We start from the raw sequence: 21,362 nt of genomic DNA on the forward strand, positions 1-21,362 counted from the left end.
AATAAAACCGAATGTATAAGAGAAAGAGTGAGGATTAAATGGGTTGGTTTAAGGCATTACTTCGTTATTTATTTGGAGAAAATGATAAGGCAAAAGAAACGCGCAAACGCCCCCCTTCCGTACAAAAAAATGATCATAAACATGTGGAGGCAAAAGTTGTTTATGAATATCCGAAAGGGAAATTTCGCTTTCCATTAATTCCAGATGAACCAAAAGAAAGACAAAAAGAGCGAATATATGAACAAAAGCGCTCATCACCGCAAACCGTTTCCTCTGAGAAAAAAATAACACGCATAGAGCGCACAGTAAACGAATCACGCACGTTTCGTCCGACAGATGTGCCATCGCCTATATTTGGTTATAAGCGAATGGAGCGTGTTGAGCGAAAAAAAGAACATGATGCGGTTGTTGAATTTGAACTTCCGATCGTTGAAGAAGCTGAAACAAACGAATATGCGCATACACAAAGAGATGAATCTGTAGGAAAGCAGCTTGTTGATGAAACAAACGAACATGTGCATATGCCAGCAAGTGAGCCAATTCATCATGAAGAGAAAGATGTTGTTCATGAAAAAGAAGAAATGCAACAAGAAGAAGTGCAGAGGGAAGCTGGTGAAGAACAAGTTACGCAAACACAAGTAGGAGAAAGTAAAGAGCAGGAGTGTAGAGAAGAAAAAATTGAACAGGCGAACGAGGGACGAGAGAGAAAGAGAAGCGGTGTGCCATATAACGTGATAATGTTAAAACAAGATCGAGAAAAATGGAAAGAGCGACAGCAACAGGGATCTTATACGTTTCCGCCGTTATCGCTATTGCATGCTCCAGCGATTCAGCATGAGGGCGATGAAACGTGGCTAAAAGAGCAAACAGAGCGGTTAAATGAGACGTTTAAAAATTTCAATGTTGGAGCAACAGTCGTTCACGTGACCCAAGGTCCGACGGTGACTCGTTTTGAAGTGCAACCAGAACTTGGAGTAAAAGTGAATAAAATTACGAATTTAGCGGATGATATTAAATTAAATTTAGCGGCTGTAGATATTCGTATCGAAGCGCCTATTCCTGGGAAAAACACGATCGGAATCGAAGTGCCTAATCGCTCAAGCCGCCCTGTTTTCATTCGTGAAGTATTACAAAGCGAGGTGTTCCAACAATCACAATCCCCGTTAGCTGTTGCCTTAGGATTAGATATTTCAGGGAGACCAGTTGTTACTGATTTAAAAAAGATGCCGCACGGATTGATTGCGGGAGCAACTGGATCAGGGAAAAGCGTCTGCATGAATGCGATGTTAGTAAGTTTGTTATATAAAGCAACACCGCACGAAGTGAAGTTATTATTGATCGACCCGAAAATGGTCGAACTTGCACCGTACAATCATATTCCACATTTAGTTAGCCCAGTTATTACAGATGCAAAAGCAGCAACAGCAGCATTAAAATGGGCTGTATCTGAAATGGAGCGGCGATATGAGTTGTTTGCACATACAGGGGTGCGCGATATTGTTCGTTATAATGAGTTAATACGAAAAGCACAAAAACCAGAACAACACTTACCGTATATCGTTATTGTCATTGATGAACTTGCGGATTTAATGATGGTTGCTCCAGCCGATGTAGAGGAAGCCATTTGCCGTATTGCCCAAAAAGCGCGGGCGTGTGGGATGCACTTACTTGTTGCTACACAACGACCGTCTGTTGATGTCATTACCGGCTTAATTAAGGCAAATATCCCAACGCGCATTGCCTTTTCTGTATCGTCACAAATTGATTCACGTACAATTATTGATATAAACGGTGCTGAAAAATTACTTGGGCGAGGCGATATGTTATTTTTAGAAAACGGAACAGCAAAACCAATTCGCTTACAAGGCAATTTTGTATCGGATGAAGAAATTGAGCGCGTCGTTGCCCATGTGCGTCAACAAATGGAACCGTCTTATTTATTTCAACACGATGAGTTGTTGCAACAACATGTACAAGCTGAGGAAGATGATGAGCTCTTTTATGAAGCATGTGAGTTTGTTGTTCAACAAGGTGGTGCTTCGACGTCGAGTTTGCAACGTCGTTTTCGTATCGGCTATAATCGGGCAGCGCGCTTAATTGAAATGATGGAGCAGCGCGGGATTGTATCGGCACCAAAAGGAAGCAAGCCACGCGATGTGCTAATTGACGAGCAAGATCTTGAGCAACTACAAGATACAATTTAGACGGAGTAGTCGTGAAATAGAAAACGTGCTATGCTAAAGACGTGAAAACGATGGCTGAAGGGGAAAGAAAAATGAAAGAGATCGAGTTGAAATTACAAGGGAAAATTAAACGGCTAACAAATAAAACGTTTAAATTTGATGAGCGTGTGCGAGACGGATGGTTTTCAGCCGTATATTTTTTAAAAACGCGTGAAATCGTCAAAGAATTTCGTCCGGATAATATCGTCACAATGCAATTTTTTCAAAAAGAACATGCTGTTTTATGTGGCACCGATGAAGTGATCGCCTTGTTGCATACGTTTGCAGATGAACCAGAAAAATTAGAGATTTACTCGTTAAAAGATGGAGACAAAATTAGTCCGTTTGAGACGGTGCTTACGATTACAGGGCCGTATCAAAATTTTGGGTATTTAGAAGGCATTATTGATGGAATTTTAGCGCGCCGAACATCTGTAGCAACAAACGTATACAATGTAGTTAAAGCGGCGGCATTATCTGGTGTACAAAAGCCGGTCATTTTTATGGGAGATCGGGATGATCATTTTATGATGCAAGCTGGTGATGGATACGCTGCGTTTATTGGTGGTTCCACCGCTCAAGCGACCCATGCGATGAACGAGTGGTGGGGAAAACAAGGCATGGGGACGATGCCGCATGCCCTCATTCAATTGTTTGATGGTGACGTTGTTGCGGCAGCAAAAGCGTATCATGCAAAATATCCAGATGATGATTTAATTGTTCTTGTTGATTACAACAATGACTGTATTACAGATGCGCTGAAAGTGGCTCGTGAATTTGGCGATAAGCTAAAGGCTGTTCGCGTTGATACGTCTCGGACGATGATCGATCAATATTTTATTCGCCATCCAGAAGTGCTTGGCACATTTGATCCACGTGGCGTCAATCCACCGCTTATTTTTGCTTTACGCGAAGCGCTTGATCGCGAAGGATTTGAACATGTTAAAATCGTTGTTAGTGGCGGATTTAATGAACAGCGCATTATTGAGTTTGAAAAACAAGGTGTGCCAGTTGATATGTATGGTGTGGGAAGTAGTTTATTGAAAGTGCACATTGGTTTTACAGGAGATAATGTATTGTTAAATGGAAAACATCAAGCGAAAGCAGGACGGCGTTATCGTCCAAATCCGCGCCTTGAAAAAGTGGAGTATACGCCTCAATAACACGGAAAAACTGATAGAAGAACGTTCTTCTATCAGTTTTTCTTATCATCGTGGGCAAACGATGGTATAATGAAATTTGTTACATATCGTGAAAATAGCAAAACGGAATTTATGTCATATACTGTGATATAGATCAACGATAGTTGGTGGAGGTTTTCTTATGACTATTTACCATTTTGTCGGCATTAAAGGAACTGGAATGAGCGCACTCGCACAAGTATTACATGATATGAAATGCGTCGTGCAAGGATCGGACTATGATAAGCGGTTTTTCACGCAAGAAGCTTTAGAAGCACGTGGGATACCGATTTTTCCATTTAGTGCTCAAAATATTCAGAAAAATATGGTTGTGATTGCTGGTAACGCCTTTCCTGATACACATGAAGAAATTGTAGCCGCTCGTGAACTCGGTGTACCCGTCATTCGTTACCATCAGTTTTTAGGTGAATTTTTACAAAAATTTACGAGTATCGCTGTGACAGGCGCCCATGGGAAGACATCAACAACAGGATTGCTTGCTCATGTAATGCAGGGAGCAGAACCGACGTCGTATTTGATCGGTGATGGTTCTGGAAAAGGAAGAGAAGGGAGCAAGTATTTTGTATTTGAAGCGTGTGAATATCGCCGTCATTTTTTAGCATATTCCCCTGATTATGCGATTATGACAAATATTGATTTTGATCATCCAGATTACTTTGTAAATATTGAAGATGTGTTTTCAGCATTTCAACAAATGGCGTGGCAAGTGAAAAAAGGAATTATTGCTTGTGGGGATGATGAATATTTACAAAAAATTCAAGCTAAAGTTCCTGTCGTTTTTTACGGGTTCGGTGAAGATAACGATTTTCAAGCCCGAAATGTTGTGAAAACACCAGAAGGGACATCGTTTGATGTGTTTGTGCGCCATACGTTTTTTGCTTCTTTCCATATTCCGCGATATGGCGATCATAACGTGCTTAATGCGCTTGCTGTCATTGCGCTTTGCCATTATGAAGGGATCGATGTAAGCATTATTCAAGAGCGATTAAAAACGTTTCCTGGCGTGAAACGTCGCTTCCATGAGAAAACGTTTGGTTCACAAGTGCTTATTGATGATTATGCGCATCATCCGACTGAAATACGTGCAACGATCGAAGCAGCAAGACAAAAGTATCCAGATCGTCAAATTGTTGCGATTTTTCAACCGCACACATACACGCGTACACAAACATTTTTACATGAATTTGCTGAAAGCTTATCGTTAGCTGATGCTGTATATTTGTGCGATATTTTTGGCTCTGCTCGTGAGCATCAAGGGAAATTATCTATCGAGGATTTGCGTGCTAAAATCGAAGGGGCAAAGCTTTTAGACGAGGAGCAAGTCGATGTATTAAAGCAACATGATAACGCTGTGCTTATTTTTATGGGAGCAGGCGATATTCAAAAATTTCAACAAAGATATGAACAATCCGTTCACGTATAAGCAAAAAGCAACTATGATGCGTTCATAGTTGCTTTTTGCATTTGTTCGTATGTGATGTTCCAATGCGAAGCATGCCACGCTACTCCGTCATTTGTCACCCATAACACTTGAGGAGATTCGTGTTTAACATGAAACGTTTCTGCAATATGTTGCGACAATGGGCGTGCGTGTTGTACATGTAAATAATATGCATGAGTGTGCGGAAAATCTTTTGTGAAACGTTCGAACTCCCCCCATGCTCGATGGCTAATCGGACACGTGAGACTATGTTTCATCAATAAAAATGGACGATGGGACAAACAAATTTGTTCAAACTGTTCTACTGTCTCAATTTTCTCCATGCGTGTCCATTCCTTTATTTAAATGTTTTTCCACATCGTTCACAGCTTCCTCTGTCTCTTTTAACAACTGTTCCACATCTGATGAAGGAAGCGGAATCGGAATAGATGAAACGGAATGTGATTTCTCTTGTTCGCTTTTTATCAGTTCTTCTTTTTCTTCACTTTTTCTCCATTCATTTATATTGCTTTCTTTTAAATCATTCAGCAGTTGTTTTCCATGTTGTGCTGATTCGGTTAATAACTGCTTTCCACGTTCGCTCGACAAGAATAGTGCTGTTGCTGCGCCTGCAATTCCCCCGACAATTGTCCCAAGTAGAAAAGAACTATTTTTAGCCATATGAAACCCTCCTTATTTTCGTTTCCCTTTCCATTTTGTCCATATTTCTACAAGCGTTTGTCCCCATTGAATGGCTTGTGTAATTTTTTTTTCATTTGTTGTTAACGTTTTAGAAATGGAGTCGCTAAATGTTTGAACGGTGACTCCTACTTGTTTGACTGCATCAAATACACCTTGCAAACTTTCTGCTTTTTTATGCACATCATCCGCAAGCGCGTTCGTCTTATGTAGTAATTGTGCCGTTTCTTTTCCGATTTCATGCATTTGTTTTTCAACTTCTTCGACGGTTTTCGCAACGTGTTGTAAAGTTGTTTGCAACGTTTTTAACGTTTGGATAACATAAATGACTAAAATGAGAAAGGCGATGGCGATGAGTGCAATGCTCCCGTATAAAATAACGTTCATTGTAAAACTCCTTTCTGTATATTTTACATTTCATTCGACAAAAAAAGAAAAAATCCTGCAAAAAACTCCAAATTTTTTGTAGATCGGTTACAATATACATGTACATATGATGGAATGGAGGAAGACAAATGAAAGATCCACGTATTGAAAAGTTAGCGAAAAACTTAATTCATTACTCGCTTCGTTTACAAAAAGGAGAAAAGGTATTAATCGAAAACTTCGGTTTGCAACGAGAGCTTGTGATCGCGCTTGTGCGTGAAGCATATGCGGTAGGTGCGCATCCGTTCGTTTCATTAAAAGACCACCAAGTTGATCGTGCCCTTTTGCTTGGAGCACAAGAAGAACAGTTTAACATGATGGCTGAGTTCGAAGCGAATGTTATGAAAGAGATGGATGCTTATATCGGCTTACGTGCTGGGGACAACATTAATGAGTTTGCTGACGTGCCAGCGGATAAAATGAAAATTCATGGAAAAACAATTATGCAAAAAGTACATCGTGACATTCGTGTACCGAAAACGAAGTGGGTTGTGCTCCGCTATCCGAATCCATCGATGGCACAGCTTGCAAAAATGAGTACAGAGGCGTTCGAAGATTTTTATTTCAACGTATGTAACTTAGATTACGGTAAAATGGATAAAGCGATGGATGCTCTAGTTGAGTTAATGAATAAAACGGATCAAGTGCGCATTACAGGACCGGGTACAGATTTAACGTTCTCCATTAAAGATATTCCTGCTATAAAATGTTCAGGTCAAATGAACATTCCAGACGGAGAAGTATATACGGCTCCAGTCCGCGATTCTGTCAATGGTACCATTACGTTTAATACACCTTCTCCTTATCAAGGATTTACGTTTGAAAACGTGAAATTAACATTTAAAGATGGAAAAATTATTGAAGCAACAGCAAACGACACAGAACGCATTAATCAAATTTTTGATACAGATGAAGGTGCGCGTTACATTGGTGAGTTCGCGATCGGAGTAAACCCATATATTCAACATCCAATGCAAGATATTTTGTTTGATGAAAAAATTGATGGAAGCTTCCATTTTACGCCGGGACAATGTTATGACGAAGCGTACAACGGCAATCACTCGAATATTCATTGGGACATGGTTATGATTCAACGTCCGGAATATGGCGGCGGTGAAATATATTTTGACGGTGTGCTCATCCGAAAAGACGGCCGTTTTGTTCTCCCTGAGCTAGAGCCATTAAATCCAGAAAACTTAAAATAAAGAAAAAGCAACTATGACTTGCTCATAGTTGCTTTTTCTTATGCCAAACAATTTCAAGTTGATCTCCTGGGGTAAGCGGTTCATAAAATGTTGTTTGTTCTCCATTTTTTAGCAATGTAAATGTTGTTGATGCCCCGTGAGGAATATCAACTTCGACATATTGAAATATATCTTGAAAAATGAACGGTTCGATTTTTTGTTCATGAAATTGGAGCTCATCTTCATGGTGAACGAGACCATCTTCTTTGAGCTGTTCACCGTTGCGATAAAATATACCGATCGGCTTTGTCAATGTAAATGTTTCGCCATGAAATATAATCGGCATCGTATAATGAAGCTTTATTTGTTTTGCTTCAGCAATTTGAGCGATGGTGCGCGGCTTTTGTTCGTGAACAGTAATATGATCGCCGTCTTCAAACGTTGTATAACGTTGGCACTCTAGCCCGTTGCGATACACTGTTCCGCACCATTCAGGAAATTTTATTTGTTTTCCGTTTAACGTGATTGTAAACGGTTCAAGTTGTTTCAGAAGGTGGTCGTTTTTTGTTGCTTTTAGAAGCTGCTCAATCGTTTCAGGCATATGAATGACAATGTCATCACGATCACATAAGACGACATCGAGAGAAACAGCTTCTCCGTTTCGTAATACAAGTGGTTCAATGTTGTAATGTTGGTCGTTTATTGTTACATGCTTTGTCGGCAATGATTCGAGCAAATCACGAAGCCGAATCGTTGCTTGTTGTCCATCTTTTCCTTTTTCAATGACAATCTCGTCATTATTTTTAATTGGTGTATCAAATGTCGCTAGCTCACCATTTTTTATAATGGTTGGTGGTTCTCCGTGTGTCCCGGGAACTGTAATAACCTGTCCATTCAACGTAACGACGCACGCTAAGCCAGGTTTTCCATATAGTTTATGTAGTTGAATGCCTGCAGCGAGTAAGGCATCACCGATTGTTAGTTGCTTCATGTCAAATAGGCGAATTGTTTGTTCATTTACATGGACTGTCACGTACTGGATCGGTGTTTGCTTTGCGGCAATTGCGATGCCGATCGGGGTGACGAGTTCTGGTCGATGTTTCATTTCTTCACGATCGATATGCAATTTTTGAATAGCATCAATACCACGAATAGCAACGCGATTTTCTGGAAGATGAAGCTTGTGAGCAAGCCGTTTTGGCAGTTCTGGCGTCAAGCTCCCTCCTCCAACAAGCATAACTGCTTTCGGAGATTGATGATTATTTAATCGTAAAATTTCTTTGCTAATTGCATCAGCAAGTCGATCAATGGCATCTGAAATCGTGGCAATCATTTGTTCGCGAGTCACTTCTGTTTCAAACCCGAGAATGTCTGTAATTGTTACCGTTTCTTTCGAATACAAGTCGCGTTTCGCTTGTTCAGCGAGAGGAAAATCAAGTAAATAGGCGTCTGAAATTGCTTCAGTAATTTCATCTCCTGCCATCGGTACCATGCCGTAGGCGATGACTGTACCGAGATCGGTAATGGCGATGTCAGACGTTCCTGCGCCAATGTCTACAAGTGCTACATTTAATCGTCGCATCGTTGGAGGAATAAGCACGTTTAGTGCGGCGATCGGCTCAAGTGTTAGCGCCTCCATTTCTAAATGAGCGCGTTGTAGTGCTGCAAGAAGTGACTCAACAACGAGTCTCGGTAAAAATGTAGCGATCACTTCAACGCTTGCCTCGTCTCCTTGCTGATCAATTAAGTTACCAATTTCTTCGCCGTCAATTTCATAGCGCGTGACGGAATAACCGACGCAATAATAGTGATAACTTTTTTCATTCGCTGATTTTTCTGCTAACGTCATTTGAGCTTGCTGTACGGCGGTGAGTTCTAAGTACGCGACATCTTCATGAGTTAAAAGCGGCTTTCCTTTAATTGAAATCGTTGCTTTTCCTTTTTCTGTTTTTAATGAACGACCTGCCGCTGCGACGCATACGCGCGTCAAAGGCCCGTGCCGCTCCTCTAACGTTTTCTTTATGTCGAGAATGACGTTAGAAACAGCAAGTACGTCATGAATTTGTCCGTCAAGCATCGCTCGTTCTTCATGTTCTTTTATGACAATGTCTTCAACTTGATATCGTCCGTCTGTTTCCTTTAAAATAATGCCAACTACTGAACGTGTGCCAATGTCTAATGCAAAAATCAAGCTTCCCACCTTCTTTTTCGAAAATTAAAAAATTCTTTATTACTTAAACGCGTTTTATAAATAAAGGGGTGACAACTTTATCCACTTCGTTTATAATAATCTCTAATTATATAGAAATGTACCATATTTTTTAGCTTATATAAAGAAAGGATGAGATGTATGAGTAACGAAAGATTAGACGAGCTGAGAGCAAAGGTTGATGAGTTGAATTTACAGCTGTTAAAGTTAATTAATGAACGCGGACGTGTTGTTCAAGAAATTGGGAAAATTAAAGATGCTCAAGGGACGTACTTTTATGACCCTGTTCGTGAAAGAAAAATGTTAGATTTAATTCTAGAACATAACGACGGACCGTTTGATACGGCGACGTTAAAACATATTTTTAAAGAAATTTTTAAAGCAGGGCTTGATTTGCAAGAAGATGACCATAAAAAGGCGTTGCTTGTATCAAGAAAGAAAAAGCCGGAGGATACGATTGTCGATGTAAAAGGGGAAAAAATCGGCGATGGTAATCAATATTTCGTTATGGGACCATGTGCGGTTGAAAGCTATGAACAAGTAGCGGAAGTTGCACAAGCAATTAAACGCCACGGCTTAAAATTGTTGCGCGGCGGCGCTTACAAACCACGTACGTCACCGTATGACTTCCAAGGACTTGGCGTAGAAGGATTGAAAATTTTAAAGCGTGTAGCAGATGAATTTGATTTAGCAGTCATTAGTGAAATTGTAACGCCAGCAGATATTGAAACAGCGCTCGATTATATTGACGTTATTCAAATCGGAGCGCGCAATATGCAAAACTTTGAGTTGTTAAAAGCCGCGGGTCAAGTGAATAAACCGGTATTATTAAAACGGGGATTAGCTGCAACGATCGAAGAGTTTATTCATGCAGCGGAGTACATTATGTCGCAAGGAAATGGGCAAATCATTTTATGCGAGCGTGGCATCCGCACATATGAAAAGGCGACGCGCAACACGCTTGATATTTCAGCCGTACCGATTTTGAAAAAAGAAACGCATTTGCCTGTTTTTGTCGATGTAACGCATTCAACAGGACGTCGTGACTTACTTTTACCTTGCGCGAAAGCTGCGCTTGCCATCGGAGCAGACGGGGTCATGGCGGAAGTACATCCAGATCCTGCGGTTGCGTTATCTGATTCCGCACAACAAATGGATATTAATCAATTCAATGAGTTTATGGAAGAATTAAAATCATTCCAAAAACAATTTGTCAAAGCATAAGAAAAGCTGGTGATTGTTCACCAGCTTTTCTTATGAATTTATTTGTGAAAACGTTGCACTTAGGCAATCATTTATCGTATGATAATTTTACATAAAATTGCGATGTACGACAGTTTTCGATATATAGAGCGTAAAAAAGGAGTGTATGTGATGAATGTAACAATTTATGATGTAGCAAGAGAAGCAAACGTGTCGATGGCAACCGTTTCACGTGTTGTGAATGGGAACCCAAATGTAAAGCCTTCGACGCGCAAAAAAGTGTTGGAAGTGATTGAACGGCTTGGTTATCGTCCGAATGCGGTAGCGCGCGGATTAGCAAGTAAAAAAACGACAACAGTCGGCGTCATTATTCCGGATATTTCGAGCATCTTTTTTGCAGAAATGGCACGCGGAATTGAAGACATTGCAACAATGTACAAGTATAACATCATTTTAAGTAACTCGGATCAAAATAAGGAAAAAGAATTGCATTTATTAAACACGATGCTCGCTAAACAAGTTGATGGTATTTTATTTATGGGTGGCGACGTAACGGAAGAACATGTCGAGCAGTTTAAAAAGTCAGATGTACCGATCGTATTAGCTGCCACAATTGAAAAAAATAATATTATTCCGTCCGTCAACATTGACTACGAGCAAGCAGCGTATGATGCGGTACATATGTTAATCGAAAAAGGGCATAAACGCATCGCTTATGTAACAGGCCCTTTAAATGATCCAATTAACGGATTAAAAAAATTAGCTGGCTATCGTCGTGCCTTGGAAGAAGCGAGTATTGCTTATGATGATGCGCTTGTTGTTGAAGGGGATTACACATATGACTCTGGCATCGAAGCGTATGACAAGTTAGCCGAACTTGCAGAGCGTCCAACAGCGATCTTTGTTGGAACAGATGAAATGGCTCTCGGGGTCATTCATGGTGCGCAAGATCGCGGCGTACGCATTCCTGATGAATTGGAAGTTGTCGGTTTTGATAATACACGTTTAGCAACAATGGTTCGTCCAAAGTTGACGACGGTTGTACAGCCGATGTACGATATTGGCGCTGTGGCGATGCGTTTATTAACGAAATATATGAATAAAGAACATGTTGACAATCATATCGTTGTGTTGCCGCATCGCATTGAATATCGTGATTCGACAAAATAGGCGGCGCAGCTAACTGTGCGTACGAACATAGAAAAGGGTGTTCGCTACTTTCGGAACACCCTTGTTATTTTGTTATAAGTTTAATCGTTGTTTATTACTTCGAATAGGATGAAGTGCTTTCATGACAGTTTGGGCATTTTTTTCTGTAATTTCAGCCTTTCTCGGAATAGGTGGGTATAAGTCTTCTGGATCGTCCCACTTGAGTGGTAAAGAAACGGGAGCGTGCCGTTGCCAGCGGGCAATCCATTCCTCCGGTAAAGCTCCAGAAATATCGGATTGTTCTGTCATTTCAAGCCATAATAACGCCCATGCACGTGGAACAACGCGCCAAATGTCATACCCTCCTCCTCCGACCGCAATCCAACGGCCGTTGCAATATTGATGCGCGATTTGATGCGCGATTTTTGGAATTTCGCGATAAATACGCATCGTTGCACACAAATGTGTTAATGGATCATAATAATGTGCGTCCACTCCATTTTGAGTCAAGATGACGTCCGGACGGAAAAAGTCAGCAATTTCGATTAGCGCTTCTGTATATGCTGCTAACCACGACTCATCTTCTGTAAACGCATCAACGGGAATGTTGAAAGAGTAGCCATATCCTTTTCCTTGTCCTCGTTCATTCACATTTCCTGTTCCCGGAAATAAATAGCGTCCTGTTTCATGAATCGAAAATGTACACACATTCGGATCATCATAAAACGTCCATTGTACTCCGTCGCCATGGTGGGCATCTGTATCCACATATAAAACACGCACACCGTACTTTTCTTGCATATATTTAATGGCGACAGAGCTATCATTGTAGATGCAAAAACCTGATGCTTTGCCACAAAATCCATGATGGAGCCCTCCCCCTAAACTGAGCGCATGCTCAGCCTTGCCGGAAAGTACGTAATCAACTGCTGTTAATGTTCCGCCAACAAGAAGAGCGCTCGCTTCATGCATATTTGGAAAAATGGGTGTATCTTCTGTACCTAATCCATAATTGAGGGCAACTTCTTCTGGCAGTTGTCCTCTTCCTGCTTTTTTTACTGCTTCAATGTAATCGGTATCATGAACAAGTGCCAGCTCTTCGTCTGTTGCTAGACGTGGTGCTACAATTTGTGAATCATGAAGCGCGCCCAGCGTCTGTAATAAGTCGTACGTGAGTTTGACGCGCAGCTGGTTGAACGGATGGCGATCATGGAACTTGTATGTTTGGAATGCATCAGAATAAATAAATACGCTATTTTTACTCATGATGAAACCCCCGGCAAGTTCGGCCATAAAACGTCGTATCCTTGTGCCTTTAAATCATGAATAATCGCCATCGGGTTCATCGTTTGAATACGAAAAACAAGTACTTTATACATTTCATTTTGATCAGGATAGATGAGAACACTTGAAATATTGATGTTACGTTTTTGGAAAACAGAAGCGACTTCGCTTAACATTCCTGCCCGATTCGGCACTTTAATTTCGATTTGCGATCCAGGTTGGTGAGCCCCTGTCAGTTGCACAAGTGTGTACAACAAATCGCTTTCTGTAATGATGCCGACAAGTTTATTTTCTTTGACAATGGGCATGCAGCTAATGCGGTGTTCGTAAAATAAAGCGGCTATTTCTTCGACGAAGTCAAGTGGATGTCCTGTAATGACGTTTGTTTTCATAATGGTACTTAACGGCTTTTGTAAATCTTCGAGATGTTCATTTGCATGGAAAATCGATGGACTTGCATCGCGCAAATCGCGATCCGTAACGATACCAACAACACGATATTCATCATCAACAATCGGTAAATGTCGAATATTTTTTTGCTTAACAATGTTTAGTGCGTCAGCGATTGTGTTTGACGGCTTTAGTGCAATGACATCCGTTTTCATCATTTGTTCGACAATCATTTCCCCATCCCCTTTATTTTTAATACATGAAACGGTTCATAAAACGTAGCTGATCGAATTTTTGAATCGATTGTTGATCGACCCGTTTTCCAATACGCGCCATTAAGCAGTTCGCTGGATGCGAACAAATTTCCGGGTCATCGGTCGCGTACCAAACAAGCCCACCTGCGTTCATCATTTTCTCCATGACCTTTCGATATTCCCATACGTTTAATCCGGTTCGTTTTAAATCCCAATGCCAATAGTACTCTGTTGTAATAATGATGTAATCTTCCATCGCATCATCCATCATAGCCACTTTCAATAAATTTTTCCCAACCCCGCAACCTCTAAAATCAGGGATGACTTCGATGGCCCCAAGTTCGATTAAGTTTTCCATTTTTCCTTGTGACCATCTTTCAAGTGGATCGGGATATAAAAACGTGACATAACCAACGATCGTATGACCGTGGCGGGCGATAATAATGCGTCCTTCTGGAAGGCCAGCAATCTCGATGAGTGCTCGATGTTGTTGATGCGGTTGCCGAAATGCTGTTAAGTCATGGTGAAATTCATAGCTAGCCAATGTTTTAGGAGAAATTGGTCCCTCAATAATTAACGTTCCTTTTGGCGTTTTTAATTGTTTTGCGTTATATGTTTTTCTATGTTCCATTGCCCCACCGCCTACTGAAATAATCTCACTTCAATTATACATAAAAAAATAAAAATTAAATCGTTTTCATAATAAACATAAATGAAAATTTTTTAAAAATTGAGAAATTGTTTGTAGTATAATATAATACGAGTGTAACAATTCAAACAAGGGGGAGTTTGGGATGATTAAAGTGGAAACGCTACCAGTCATTCAAGGGGATTTCAACCTGAAAAACTATGAAGAAACGTATCAAACGTTTGACTGGGCTGAAGCAGAGAAACATTTTTCGTGGTATGAAACCGGGAAAGTAAACATGGCGTACGAGGCGATCGATCGCCATGCGGAAACGTTCCGAAAAAACAAAGTAGCTCTTTATTATCGTGATGCGACAAGAGAAGAAAAGTATACGTTTAAAGAAATGAAAGAGTTTTCAAATAAAGTAGCCAACGTATTAAAAGAAGTAGCTGATGTAGAAAAAGGTGATCGCATCTTCATTTTTATGCCTCGCTCGCCTGAACTGTACTTCTCTGTGCTTGGTGCAATTAAACTTGGTGCAATTGTTGGCCCTCTTTTTGAGGCATTCATGGAAGGAGCAGTCCGTGACCGTTTAGAAGATAGCGAGGCAAAAGTGATTATTACAACGCCTGAACTTTTACCGCGCGTACCGGTAAATGAGTTGCCAGCATTAAAATACGTATTTTTAGTTGGCGATGACATTAAAGAAGAAGGTCCATTTTTTGATTTGAAAAAACGAATGAACGCAGCAAGCAAACATTTTGATATTGAATGGGTCGGACGTGAAGATGGACTCATTTTACACTATACATCTGGATCAACAGGAAAACCAAAAGGTGTATTGCATGTGCATAACGCCATGATTCAACATTATCAAACAGCAAAATGGGTATTAGATTTAAAAGAAGACGATGTATATTGGTGCACAGCTGACCCAGGTTGGGTGACTGGAACATCATACGGCATTTTCGGTCCGTGGCTTTGCGGAGCTTCCAACGTCATTGTCGGTGGACGTTTTAATCCTGAAGCATGGTATAAAACGATTGAAGATTATGGTGTAACAGTATGGTATAGTGCACCGACAGCGTTCCGCATGCTAATGGGTGCTGGGGACGAGCTTGTGAAAAAATTTGATTTACGTTCACTTCGCCATATTTTAAGTGTCGGTGAACCGCTCAATCCAGAAGTCGTGCGCTGGGGAATGAAAGTATTTAATCGTCGCATTCACGATACATGGTGGATGACAGAAACAGGAGCACAACTCATTTGCAACTATCCGTGTATGGAAATTAAACCAGGATCAATGGGGAAACCGATTCCAGGAGTCAAAGCAGCGATCGTTGACGATCAAGGAAATGAGTTGCCGCCATATCGCATGGGGAATTTGGCGATTAAAAAAGGTTGGCCATCGATGATGCGCGCAATTTGGAATAATCCACAAAAATACGAATCGTACTTTTTACCGGGGGATTGGTACGTTTCTGGAGACTCGGCATATATGGATGAGGATGGATATTTCTGGTTCCAAGGGCGGATTGATGATGTCATTATGACAGCTGGAGAGCGCGTTGGCCCGTTTGAAGTAGAAAGTAAACTCGTTGAACATCCAGCCATAGCTGAAGCGGGTGTCATCGGAAAGCCAGATCCGGTGCGCGGCGAAATTATTAAAGCATTTGTCGCTTTACGTGAAGGGTATGAGCCGTCTGAAGAGCTAAAAGAAGACATTCGCAACTTCGTGAAAAAAGGTTTAGCTGCGCATGCAGCGCCACGCGAAATCGAGTTTCGTGACAAACTTCCAAAAACGAGAAGCGGAAAAATTATGCGCCGCGTCTTGAAAGCTTGGGAGCTAAACTTACCGACAGGTGACTTATCAACAATGGAAGATTAAAAAAATCGGGCATGGCCCGATTTTTTTAGTTTGTTGATGACTGTTCTTCTGCTGGTATTTCTATCGGTTGTTCATCGGTTGATTGCTCAGATGGTGTAGCAGGCAGCATGCGAACGATATTTGACGGATTCGATTCCAATCCAGCAATATCGACAGCAGTAACGTAATATATGCCTTGTTTTAACAGTATGCTCTTTTGTTCTCCTTTACGTATCGTCGCCGTGACTTGAAACGGTGCTGTTTCTGATGCTGTATAATATACGCGATATCCAATGACATCTTGTTCGTGATGTTCGCCCCAGACGAGCGTTGCTCCTTTTTGTTGCACTGCAAGCGGATCTGGTTTTTTACCGTTTTCTTGAAGTGTTTTTGCTACAAATACATGTTTCCACTTGTCGTTTCGAGGAAGCAGTTGGCTCATATCTTTTATATGTTGAATTCCCCATTGTTCAAGCAATGAACCGTCAATCATTACGCCTTCCTTTGTAAATTCCCTCGGTGTTGATGGAAGCGCAACGTATCGTTCTCCGTTTAATTCGACGAAAGCCCCGCTCACTAAATACTGATCTTCTTGTTTCGGTACGAAGGCGGTATTGAATAAATCACTTTCTATAAGTCCGAACCGTTTGCACGTTTTTGACGGAAGTAATCCGGAAATGACACAATATGAACGTTGTACAATGCCACCTGGCATGTGAAATCGCTCTTGTGGCGCAATCAGCTCTGGACGAATGTCGTATGCCCCGTTTATTAATTGCGCCCATAGTAGTAAGTTTCTTTGGGAATATGATAGTCCTTTATAACTTTTTTCGAGTGGCTTTGGTGTATCATATCCCATCCATATACCGAATGTAACATTCGGGTTTGTTGCTACGAACCAAGCATCTTTCGTATTTTGGCTCGTTCCAGTTTTTCCTGCCCAGTCAGCTGAAAACTTTAGCTTACCGTTCAAAAAGGCGGCCGTGCCTGAGCGGATGACATCGCGCATCATATCAATTGTTAAGTAAGCTGTCTGTGGCGAAAATACTTCGACTTGTTTTGGTTCATGTTCATATATGACTTTGCCGTTTTTATCGACAATTTTTTCAATTAAATAGGCGTCAACAAACTTTCCTCCGTTTGCAAACGTAGCATATGCATTTACATTTTCCTCAATCGTTACACCTTTTGTTAATCCGCCAAGCGCAAGCGATAAGTTGTGTCCATCTCCTGTTGTTAAACTTGTAAATCCCATTTTTTCCAAATATGAGATTGGTCGTTGGTCGATGATGCGCGCATATGTCCGAATAGCAGGAATGTTATACGATTTTTTCAGCGCATGACGTACGGATGTTAAGCCATGCGTTTTTCCATCCGCGTTTTTCGGTCGGTACGGACCTTGTTTCGTTGGGATTTCCAACGCGACATCTGGAATAACGGACCCCGGCTGAACGATCCCCATTTCCATTGCTGGTGCATAAACAAGAAGCGGCTTCATCGTTGATCCGTTTGAGCGATATGCTTGTGTAGCGTGATTTAGCTGCTCGCGTTTATAATCTCTTCCTCCAACAAAGCTAATGATGCGTCCCGTTTTGTTTTCGATGAGCATCGCACCGACTTCTACCGGTTGACGTACGGAAACGATTTGTCCTGTTTTTTCGTCTTTTTTTCGTACGAGTGTATCGCTTCCGAAGTAAGGATATTTTTCTACGATTGCTTGCATGCGCTCATATATATCTTTGTCGATCGTTGTGTAAATCGTGTAACCGTTTTGTCGTAATTGTTTTTCAGCCTTTTCCGCATATTCCCTATATAGTTGATCGTTCAAACGCACATCTTGCCGTTCATAGCCATCTTTTTTAGCTAGTAAATCAATGAAAATGTCTTTTGCACGACGCTCAATTTCAAACGTTAACCACGGGTATTTCTCTATTGGAGAAGGTAAGGAAGAAACAAAATCTTTCGTAATGTCGTATGCAATCGCTTCCTCATACTGCTCTTTTGAAATATACCCTGCTTTTTTCATGCGCGATAATACAGTTTTCATCCGATTTAACGCTGGGGATAAATCGTTTTTCAACTCCCCTTTGCTTGTAAACGGCGTATAGCGAAACGGACTTTGTGGCAATCCTGCTAAAAATGCAGCTTGCGGCAATGTTAATTCTTTTGCATCAACACCGAAAACGCCTTTTGCGGCAGCTTGAACGCCAGCAATATTTCGTCCAGATGCGTTTCTACCGAAAGGTACGACGTTCATGTATGCCTCTAAAATTTCATCTTTTGAAAAAAATTTCTCAAGCCGTAAAGCAAGTAATACTTCTTTTGCTTTTCGTTCAAATGACACTTCATTTGTTAAAATTTGGTTTTTAACAAGCTGTTGTGTTAATGTACTCCCACCGCTACGTGTTGAGGAGTTTGTTGCTTCTTGAAAAATGGCACGTATAATTGCTTTTGGTACAACCCCTTTATGCTCATAAAAATGTTCATCCTCCGTCGCGATAATCGCTTGAATGAAATAAGGGGAAACTTCTGAAAGTTTAATTTCGTCTCGCTCTAAATCGGATCGAAAATAACCAAGATATTGATGATTAGCAAAATAAATATGTGTCGTTTCTTCGTAGTTATAAATATCTTTTTTCATTTCTTTGTAAGGAATCGGTTCGGCATCTTTCACAAGCGAAGCGAAATACCCGGCCCCGACACCAAAGGCAAAACTGAACGCACATAAGCTAGCAATGAATATAATTAAACATACGTTCCAAATGACTTCATATGTAATTGTGAAATGGCGCCATAGCTTTTGCCAAGAAAATCTGACTTGTTTTTCAGACATAGTGACCTCCCATCCGTATTGTATTTTCATTATTATATCATAATTTGTCTTTTCATATCGGTAAATGTCTAAATTTGTTTCAATATCTTGACAACGATGAATGTTTTATGATAAAAGAGGATATACCGACATGTAAATAATTGAGCGATGATCGGAATGAGTAGTGCTTATCTCCCTGCGACCAGAGAGCTAGTGGTTGGTGCGAACTAGCGCATAGATGAGCATGAATTACCTCCGGGAGCATCTTTTGCGAACGGCGTGTGCCAAGTAGCAAAAGACGGTGTCGACCGTTATGGCAATGAAGTGAGAGAACATAGGTGTTCTCTAAGTAGGGTGGTACCGCGATATAAACTCGTCCCTTCATGTGAAGGACGAGTTTTTTTGTTGTGACTATAGACTAGAAAGGGTGATTGCAATGGATTTGCTCCAAGATTTACAATTTCGCGGTTTAATTAATCAAATGACGGATGAAGAAGGTCTGAAAGCATTGCTATCAGAAGAGCAAGTAAAAGTATATTGCGGTTTTGATCCGACGGCGGATAGTTTGCACATCGGTCACTTGCTTCCGATCTTAATGTTGCGTCGCTTTCAACAGGCGGGACACCAACCGATTGCGCTCGTCGGTGGAGCGACGGGGCTCATTGGGGATCCGAGTGGGAAAAAAGCGGAGCGAAAGTTGAATGAAAAAGAGACAGTTGCTCATTACAGTGAACGAATTAAACAGCAGTTAAGTCGTTTTTTAGATTTTGAAAAAGAAAATAACCGAGCGATTATTGCGAATAACTACGAGTGGATCGGATCGCTTGATGTCATTACCTTTTTGCGTGACGTTGGAAAAAACTTCGGTATTAACTATATGCTTGCGAAAGAGTCTGTTCAATCACGATTGGAAACAGGAATTTCGTTTACAGAATTTAGCTATATGATTTTGCAAGCATACGATTTCTTAAAGTTATATGAAATGTATGGTTGTAAATTGCAAGTTGGTGGAAGTGACCAATGGGGGAATATTACAGCAGGGTTAGAGCTCATCCGAAAAACAGAAGAAGATGCCAAAGTATTTGGACTAACTGTCCCACTCGTAACGAAAGCGGATGGAACGAAGTTTGGGAAAACGGAAGGTGGAGCAGTATGGCTTGATGCTGATAAAACATCCCCATATGAATTTTACCAATTTTGGATTAATACAGATGACCGTGATGTCGTAAAATATTTGAAATACTTCACGTTTTTATCACATGAAGAAATTATCGAATTGGAAAAGCAAACAGCTGAAGCGCCAGAAAAACGGGCAGCGCAAAAAGCGCTAGCTGCTGAGATGACGCGCCTCGTTCATGGGGAAGAAGCGTTGCAGCAGGCGATCAACATTTCTGAAGCGCTCTTTAGCGGAGATGTAGCCAAACTAACAGCGGATGAAATTGAACAAGGGTTTAAAGATGTGCCATCGTACGTCTGCGATGAAAAAGAGATGGCGCTTGTTGATTTACTTGTAGCAAGCGGTATTTGCCCATCGAAGCGTCAAGCTCGTGAGGATGTCACAAACGGAGCGATTTATATCAATGGTGAGCGTGTGCAAGATGTGAATAAAATGATGACAGAAGAAGACCGTATGGAAGGACGTTTTACCATCATTCGTCGTGGTAAGAAAAAGTATTACTTAATTCGTTATGCATAAAAAATCCTCTCTGCCGAAGCAGAGAGGATTTTTTCATTAACGAGAGTAGAACTCAACGATTAATGCTTCGTTAATTTCCGCAGGCAACTCAGAGCGTTCAGGTAAACGAGTGTAAGTACCTTCTAATTTGTCTGCGTCAAGTGTTAAATAGTCAGGTACGAAGTTGTTCACTTCAAGCGCTTCTTTAATGATTTGAAGGTTGCGAGACTTTTCGCGAACAGAAATCGTTTGGCCTGGCTTTACACGGTAAGAAGGAATGTCAACGCGGCTGCCATCAACTAAAATGTGACCGTGGTTAACTAACTGACGAGCTTGACGGCGAGTGCGTGCGAAACCTAAACGGTAAACAAGGTTGTCTAAGCGAGACTCAAGTAAGATCATGAAGTTTTCACCGTGTTTACCAGCCATTTTACCTGCTTCTTCGAACGTTTTACGGAATTGACGTTCGTTTACACCGTACATATGGCGAAGTTTTTGCTTCTCTTGAAGCTGAATGCCATATTCAGATAGTTTTTTGCGTTGTCCTGGACCATGTTGACCTGGTGGGTAAGGACGTTTTTGTAACTCTTTACCTGTGCCGCTTAATGAAATGCCAAGGCGGCGAGAAATTTTCCATGTTGGACCTGTATAACGAGCCATAAATGCTCCTCCTTTGTTTTTATTTTTGGTAAAATAAAAACAGTCGTGCCTCACTATTTATCGCCATTTTGTTTTCAT

General features: G+C 41.0%; 17 protein-coding genes and 1 other annotated feature. Of the genes, 8 read left to right on the forward strand and 9 right to left on the reverse strand.

Annotated elements, in window-relative coordinates:
- The first annotated feature begins 38 nt into the window (after positions 1 to 38).
- The 3 genes from BO219_RS08855 (at position 39) to murC (ending at position 4,847) form a co-directional block, all read left to right on the forward strand.
- On the forward strand, positions 39 to 2,204 hold the full coding sequence (locus BO219_RS08855; RefSeq protein WP_077429262.1) for a DNA translocase FtsK: 2,166 nt from the start codon (positions 39 to 41) through the stop codon (positions 2,202 to 2,204).
- A 71-nt stretch (positions 2,205 to 2,275) separates the two neighbouring features.
- A complete protein-coding gene (locus BO219_RS08860) occupies positions 2,276 to 3,385 on the forward strand; it encodes a nicotinate phosphoribosyltransferase (protein WP_004888994.1) in 1,110 nt (369 codons plus the stop codon).
- Between the two features lie 160 nt (positions 3,386 to 3,545).
- Complete coding sequence (murC, locus tag BO219_RS08865) at positions 3,546 to 4,847, forward strand: UDP-N-acetylmuramate--L-alanine ligase (protein WP_077429263.1); 1,302 nt, start codon at positions 3,546 to 3,548, stop codon at positions 4,845 to 4,847.
- An 11-nt stretch (positions 4,848 to 4,858) separates the two neighbouring features.
- Here the strand turns inward: murC and ytxJ are convergent, their stop codons facing one another.
- The 3 genes from ytxJ to BO219_RS08880 are packed head-to-tail and all read right to left on the reverse strand — an operon-like array spanning position 4,859 to position 5,930.
- Positions 4,859 to 5,188, reverse strand: a complete 330-nt coding sequence (gene ytxJ, locus BO219_RS08870; RefSeq protein ID WP_077429264.1) for a bacillithiol system redox-active protein YtxJ — start codon at positions 5,186 to 5,188, stop codon at positions 4,859 to 4,861.
- Positions 5,175 to 5,525 (reverse strand): hypothetical protein, encoded by a 351-nt coding sequence (locus BO219_RS08875; RefSeq protein WP_004888997.1) that lies wholly within the window; start codon positions 5,523 to 5,525, stop codon positions 5,175 to 5,177. The genes ytxJ and BO219_RS08875 overlap by 14 nt, the downstream gene beginning before the upstream one ends.
- 12 nt (positions 5,526 to 5,537) lie before the next feature.
- Entirely contained in the window at positions 5,538 to 5,930 is a 393-nt protein-coding gene (locus BO219_RS08880; RefSeq protein WP_077429265.1) for a DUF948 domain-containing protein, read from the reverse strand.
- A gap of 128 nt (positions 5,931 to 6,058) precedes the next feature.
- Here BO219_RS08880 and BO219_RS08885 point away from each other — a divergent pair, with 128 nt between their 5' ends.
- Positions 6,059 to 7,174 carry an aminopeptidase gene (locus tag BO219_RS08885; RefSeq protein WP_077429266.1) on the forward strand — a complete coding sequence of 372 codons (1,116 nt, stop codon included), beginning with the start codon at positions 6,059 to 6,061 and terminating at the stop codon, positions 7,172 to 7,174.
- Between the two features lie 22 nt (positions 7,175 to 7,196).
- Here BO219_RS08885 and BO219_RS08890 read toward each other — a convergent pair whose 3' ends face one another.
- Positions 7,197 to 9,353, reverse strand: a complete 2,157-nt coding sequence (locus tag BO219_RS08890; protein WP_077429267.1) for a cell division protein FtsA — start codon at positions 9,351 to 9,353, stop codon at positions 7,197 to 7,199.
- A gap of 150 nt (positions 9,354 to 9,503) precedes the next feature.
- Here BO219_RS08890 and BO219_RS08895 point away from each other — a divergent pair, with 150 nt between their 5' ends.
- Together BO219_RS08895 and ccpA are read left to right on the forward strand one after the other, a co-directional pair.
- A complete protein-coding gene (locus BO219_RS08895; protein ID WP_004889001.1) occupies positions 9,504 to 10,586 on the forward strand; it encodes a bifunctional 3-deoxy-7-phosphoheptulonate synthase/chorismate mutase in 1,083 nt (360 codons plus the stop codon).
- A 150-nt stretch (positions 10,587 to 10,736) separates the two neighbouring features.
- Entirely contained in the window at positions 10,737 to 11,735 is a 999-nt protein-coding gene (ccpA, locus tag BO219_RS08900) for a catabolite control protein A (RefSeq protein ID WP_077429268.1), read from the forward strand.
- Between the two features lie 72 nt (positions 11,736 to 11,807).
- Here the strand turns inward: ccpA and BO219_RS08905 are convergent, their stop codons facing one another.
- The 3 genes from BO219_RS08905 to BO219_RS08915 are packed head-to-tail and all read right to left on the reverse strand — an operon-like array spanning position 11,808 to position 14,273.
- Entirely contained in the window at positions 11,808 to 12,980 is a 1,173-nt protein-coding gene (locus BO219_RS08905) for an acetoin utilization protein AcuC (RefSeq protein ID WP_077429336.1), read from the reverse strand.
- Positions 12,977 to 13,621, reverse strand: a complete 645-nt coding sequence (locus tag BO219_RS08910; RefSeq protein ID WP_077429269.1) for an acetoin utilization AcuB family protein — start codon at positions 13,619 to 13,621, stop codon at positions 12,977 to 12,979. The genes BO219_RS08905 and BO219_RS08910 overlap by 4 nt, the downstream gene beginning before the upstream one ends.
- 19 nt (positions 13,622 to 13,640) lie before the next feature.
- The gene (locus tag BO219_RS08915) at positions 13,641 to 14,273 is read right to left on the reverse strand and encodes a GNAT family N-acetyltransferase (protein ID WP_077429270.1); all 633 of its coding nucleotides are present in this window, start codon (positions 14,271 to 14,273) and stop codon (positions 13,641 to 13,643) included.
- 166 nt (positions 14,274 to 14,439) lie between these two features.
- On the opposite strand from BO219_RS08915, the gene acsA reads away from it, so the two are divergent.
- Entirely contained in the window at positions 14,440 to 16,158 is a 1,719-nt protein-coding gene (acsA, locus tag BO219_RS08920; protein ID WP_077429337.1) for an acetate--CoA ligase, read from the forward strand.
- Positions 16,159 to 16,183: 25 nt separating this feature from the next.
- On the opposite strand, the gene BO219_RS08925 is transcribed toward acsA, so the two are convergent.
- Positions 16,184 to 18,970: a transglycosylase domain-containing protein gene (locus BO219_RS08925; protein ID WP_198936679.1), complete on the reverse strand. Its 2,787-nt coding sequence runs from the start codon at positions 18,968 to 18,970 to the stop codon at positions 16,184 to 16,186.
- Positions 18,971 to 19,108: 138 nt separating this feature from the next.
- Positions 19,109 to 19,333 (forward strand) — a binding site (T-box leader).
- Positions 19,334 to 19,385: 52 nt separating this feature from the next.
- Here BO219_RS08925 and tyrS point away from each other — a divergent pair.
- Positions 19,386 to 20,645, forward strand: coding sequence for a tyrosine--tRNA ligase (gene tyrS, locus BO219_RS08930; RefSeq protein ID WP_077429272.1), 1,260 nt, complete (start codon positions 19,386 to 19,388; stop codon positions 20,643 to 20,645).
- Positions 20,646 to 20,681: 36 nt separating this feature from the next.
- Here the strand turns inward: tyrS and rpsD are convergent, their stop codons facing one another.
- A complete protein-coding gene (rpsD, locus tag BO219_RS08935) occupies positions 20,682 to 21,284 on the reverse strand; it encodes a 30S ribosomal protein S4 (RefSeq protein ID WP_077429273.1) in 603 nt (200 codons plus the stop codon).
- Positions 21,285 to 21,362 lie beyond the last annotated feature (78 nt).

The organism is Anoxybacillus kestanbolensis, from assembly GCF_001996285.1.
Taxonomy (GTDB): domain Bacteria; phylum Bacillota; class Bacilli; order Bacillales; family Anoxybacillaceae; genus Anoxybacillus; species Anoxybacillus kestanbolensis_A.

Excerpts from the sequence above, each read along its gene's own strand:
- BO219_RS08855 (WP_077429262.1), top strand. The coding sequence starts at position 39 with ATGGGTTGGTTTAAGGCATTACTTCGTTATTTATTTGGAGAAAATGAT.
- BO219_RS08860 (WP_004888994.1), top strand. The coding sequence starts at position 2,276 with ATGAAAGAGATCGAGTTGAAATTACAAGGGAAAATTAAACGGCTAACA.
- murC (WP_077429263.1), top strand. The coding sequence starts at position 3,546 with ATGACTATTTACCATTTTGTCGGCATTAAAGGAACTGGAATGAGCGCA.
- ytxJ (WP_077429264.1), bottom strand. The coding sequence starts at position 5,188 with ATGGAGAAAATTGAGACAGTAGAACAGTTTGAACAAATTTGTTTGTCC.
- BO219_RS08875 (WP_004888997.1), bottom strand. The coding sequence starts at position 5,525 with ATGGCTAAAAATAGTTCTTTTCTACTTGGGACAATTGTCGGGGGAATT.
- BO219_RS08880 (WP_077429265.1), bottom strand. The coding sequence starts at position 5,930 with ATGAACGTTATTTTATACGGGAGCATTGCACTCATCGCCATCGCCTTT.
- BO219_RS08885 (WP_077429266.1), top strand. The coding sequence starts at position 6,059 with ATGAAAGATCCACGTATTGAAAAGTTAGCGAAAAACTTAATTCATTAC.
- BO219_RS08895 (WP_004889001.1), top strand. The coding sequence starts at position 9,504 with ATGAGTAACGAAAGATTAGACGAGCTGAGAGCAAAGGTTGATGAGTTG.
- ccpA (WP_077429268.1), top strand. The coding sequence starts at position 10,737 with ATGAATGTAACAATTTATGATGTAGCAAGAGAAGCAAACGTGTCGATG.
- BO219_RS08905 (WP_077429336.1), bottom strand. The coding sequence starts at position 12,980 with ATGAGTAAAAATAGCGTATTTATTTATTCTGATGCATTCCAAACATAC.
- BO219_RS08910 (WP_077429269.1), bottom strand. The coding sequence starts at position 13,621 with ATGATTGTCGAACAAATGATGAAAACGGATGTCATTGCACTAAAGCCG.
- BO219_RS08915 (WP_077429270.1), bottom strand. The coding sequence starts at position 14,273 with ATGGAACATAGAAAAACATATAACGCAAAACAATTAAAAACGCCAAAA.
- BO219_RS08925 (WP_198936679.1), bottom strand. The coding sequence starts at position 18,970 with ATGTCTGAAAAACAAGTCAGATTTTCTTGGCAAAAGCTATGGCGCCAT.
- tyrS (WP_077429272.1), top strand. The coding sequence starts at position 19,386 with ATGGATTTGCTCCAAGATTTACAATTTCGCGGTTTAATTAATCAAATG.
- rpsD (WP_077429273.1), bottom strand. The coding sequence starts at position 21,284 with ATGGCTCGTTATACAGGTCCAACATGGAAAATTTCTCGCCGCCTTGGC.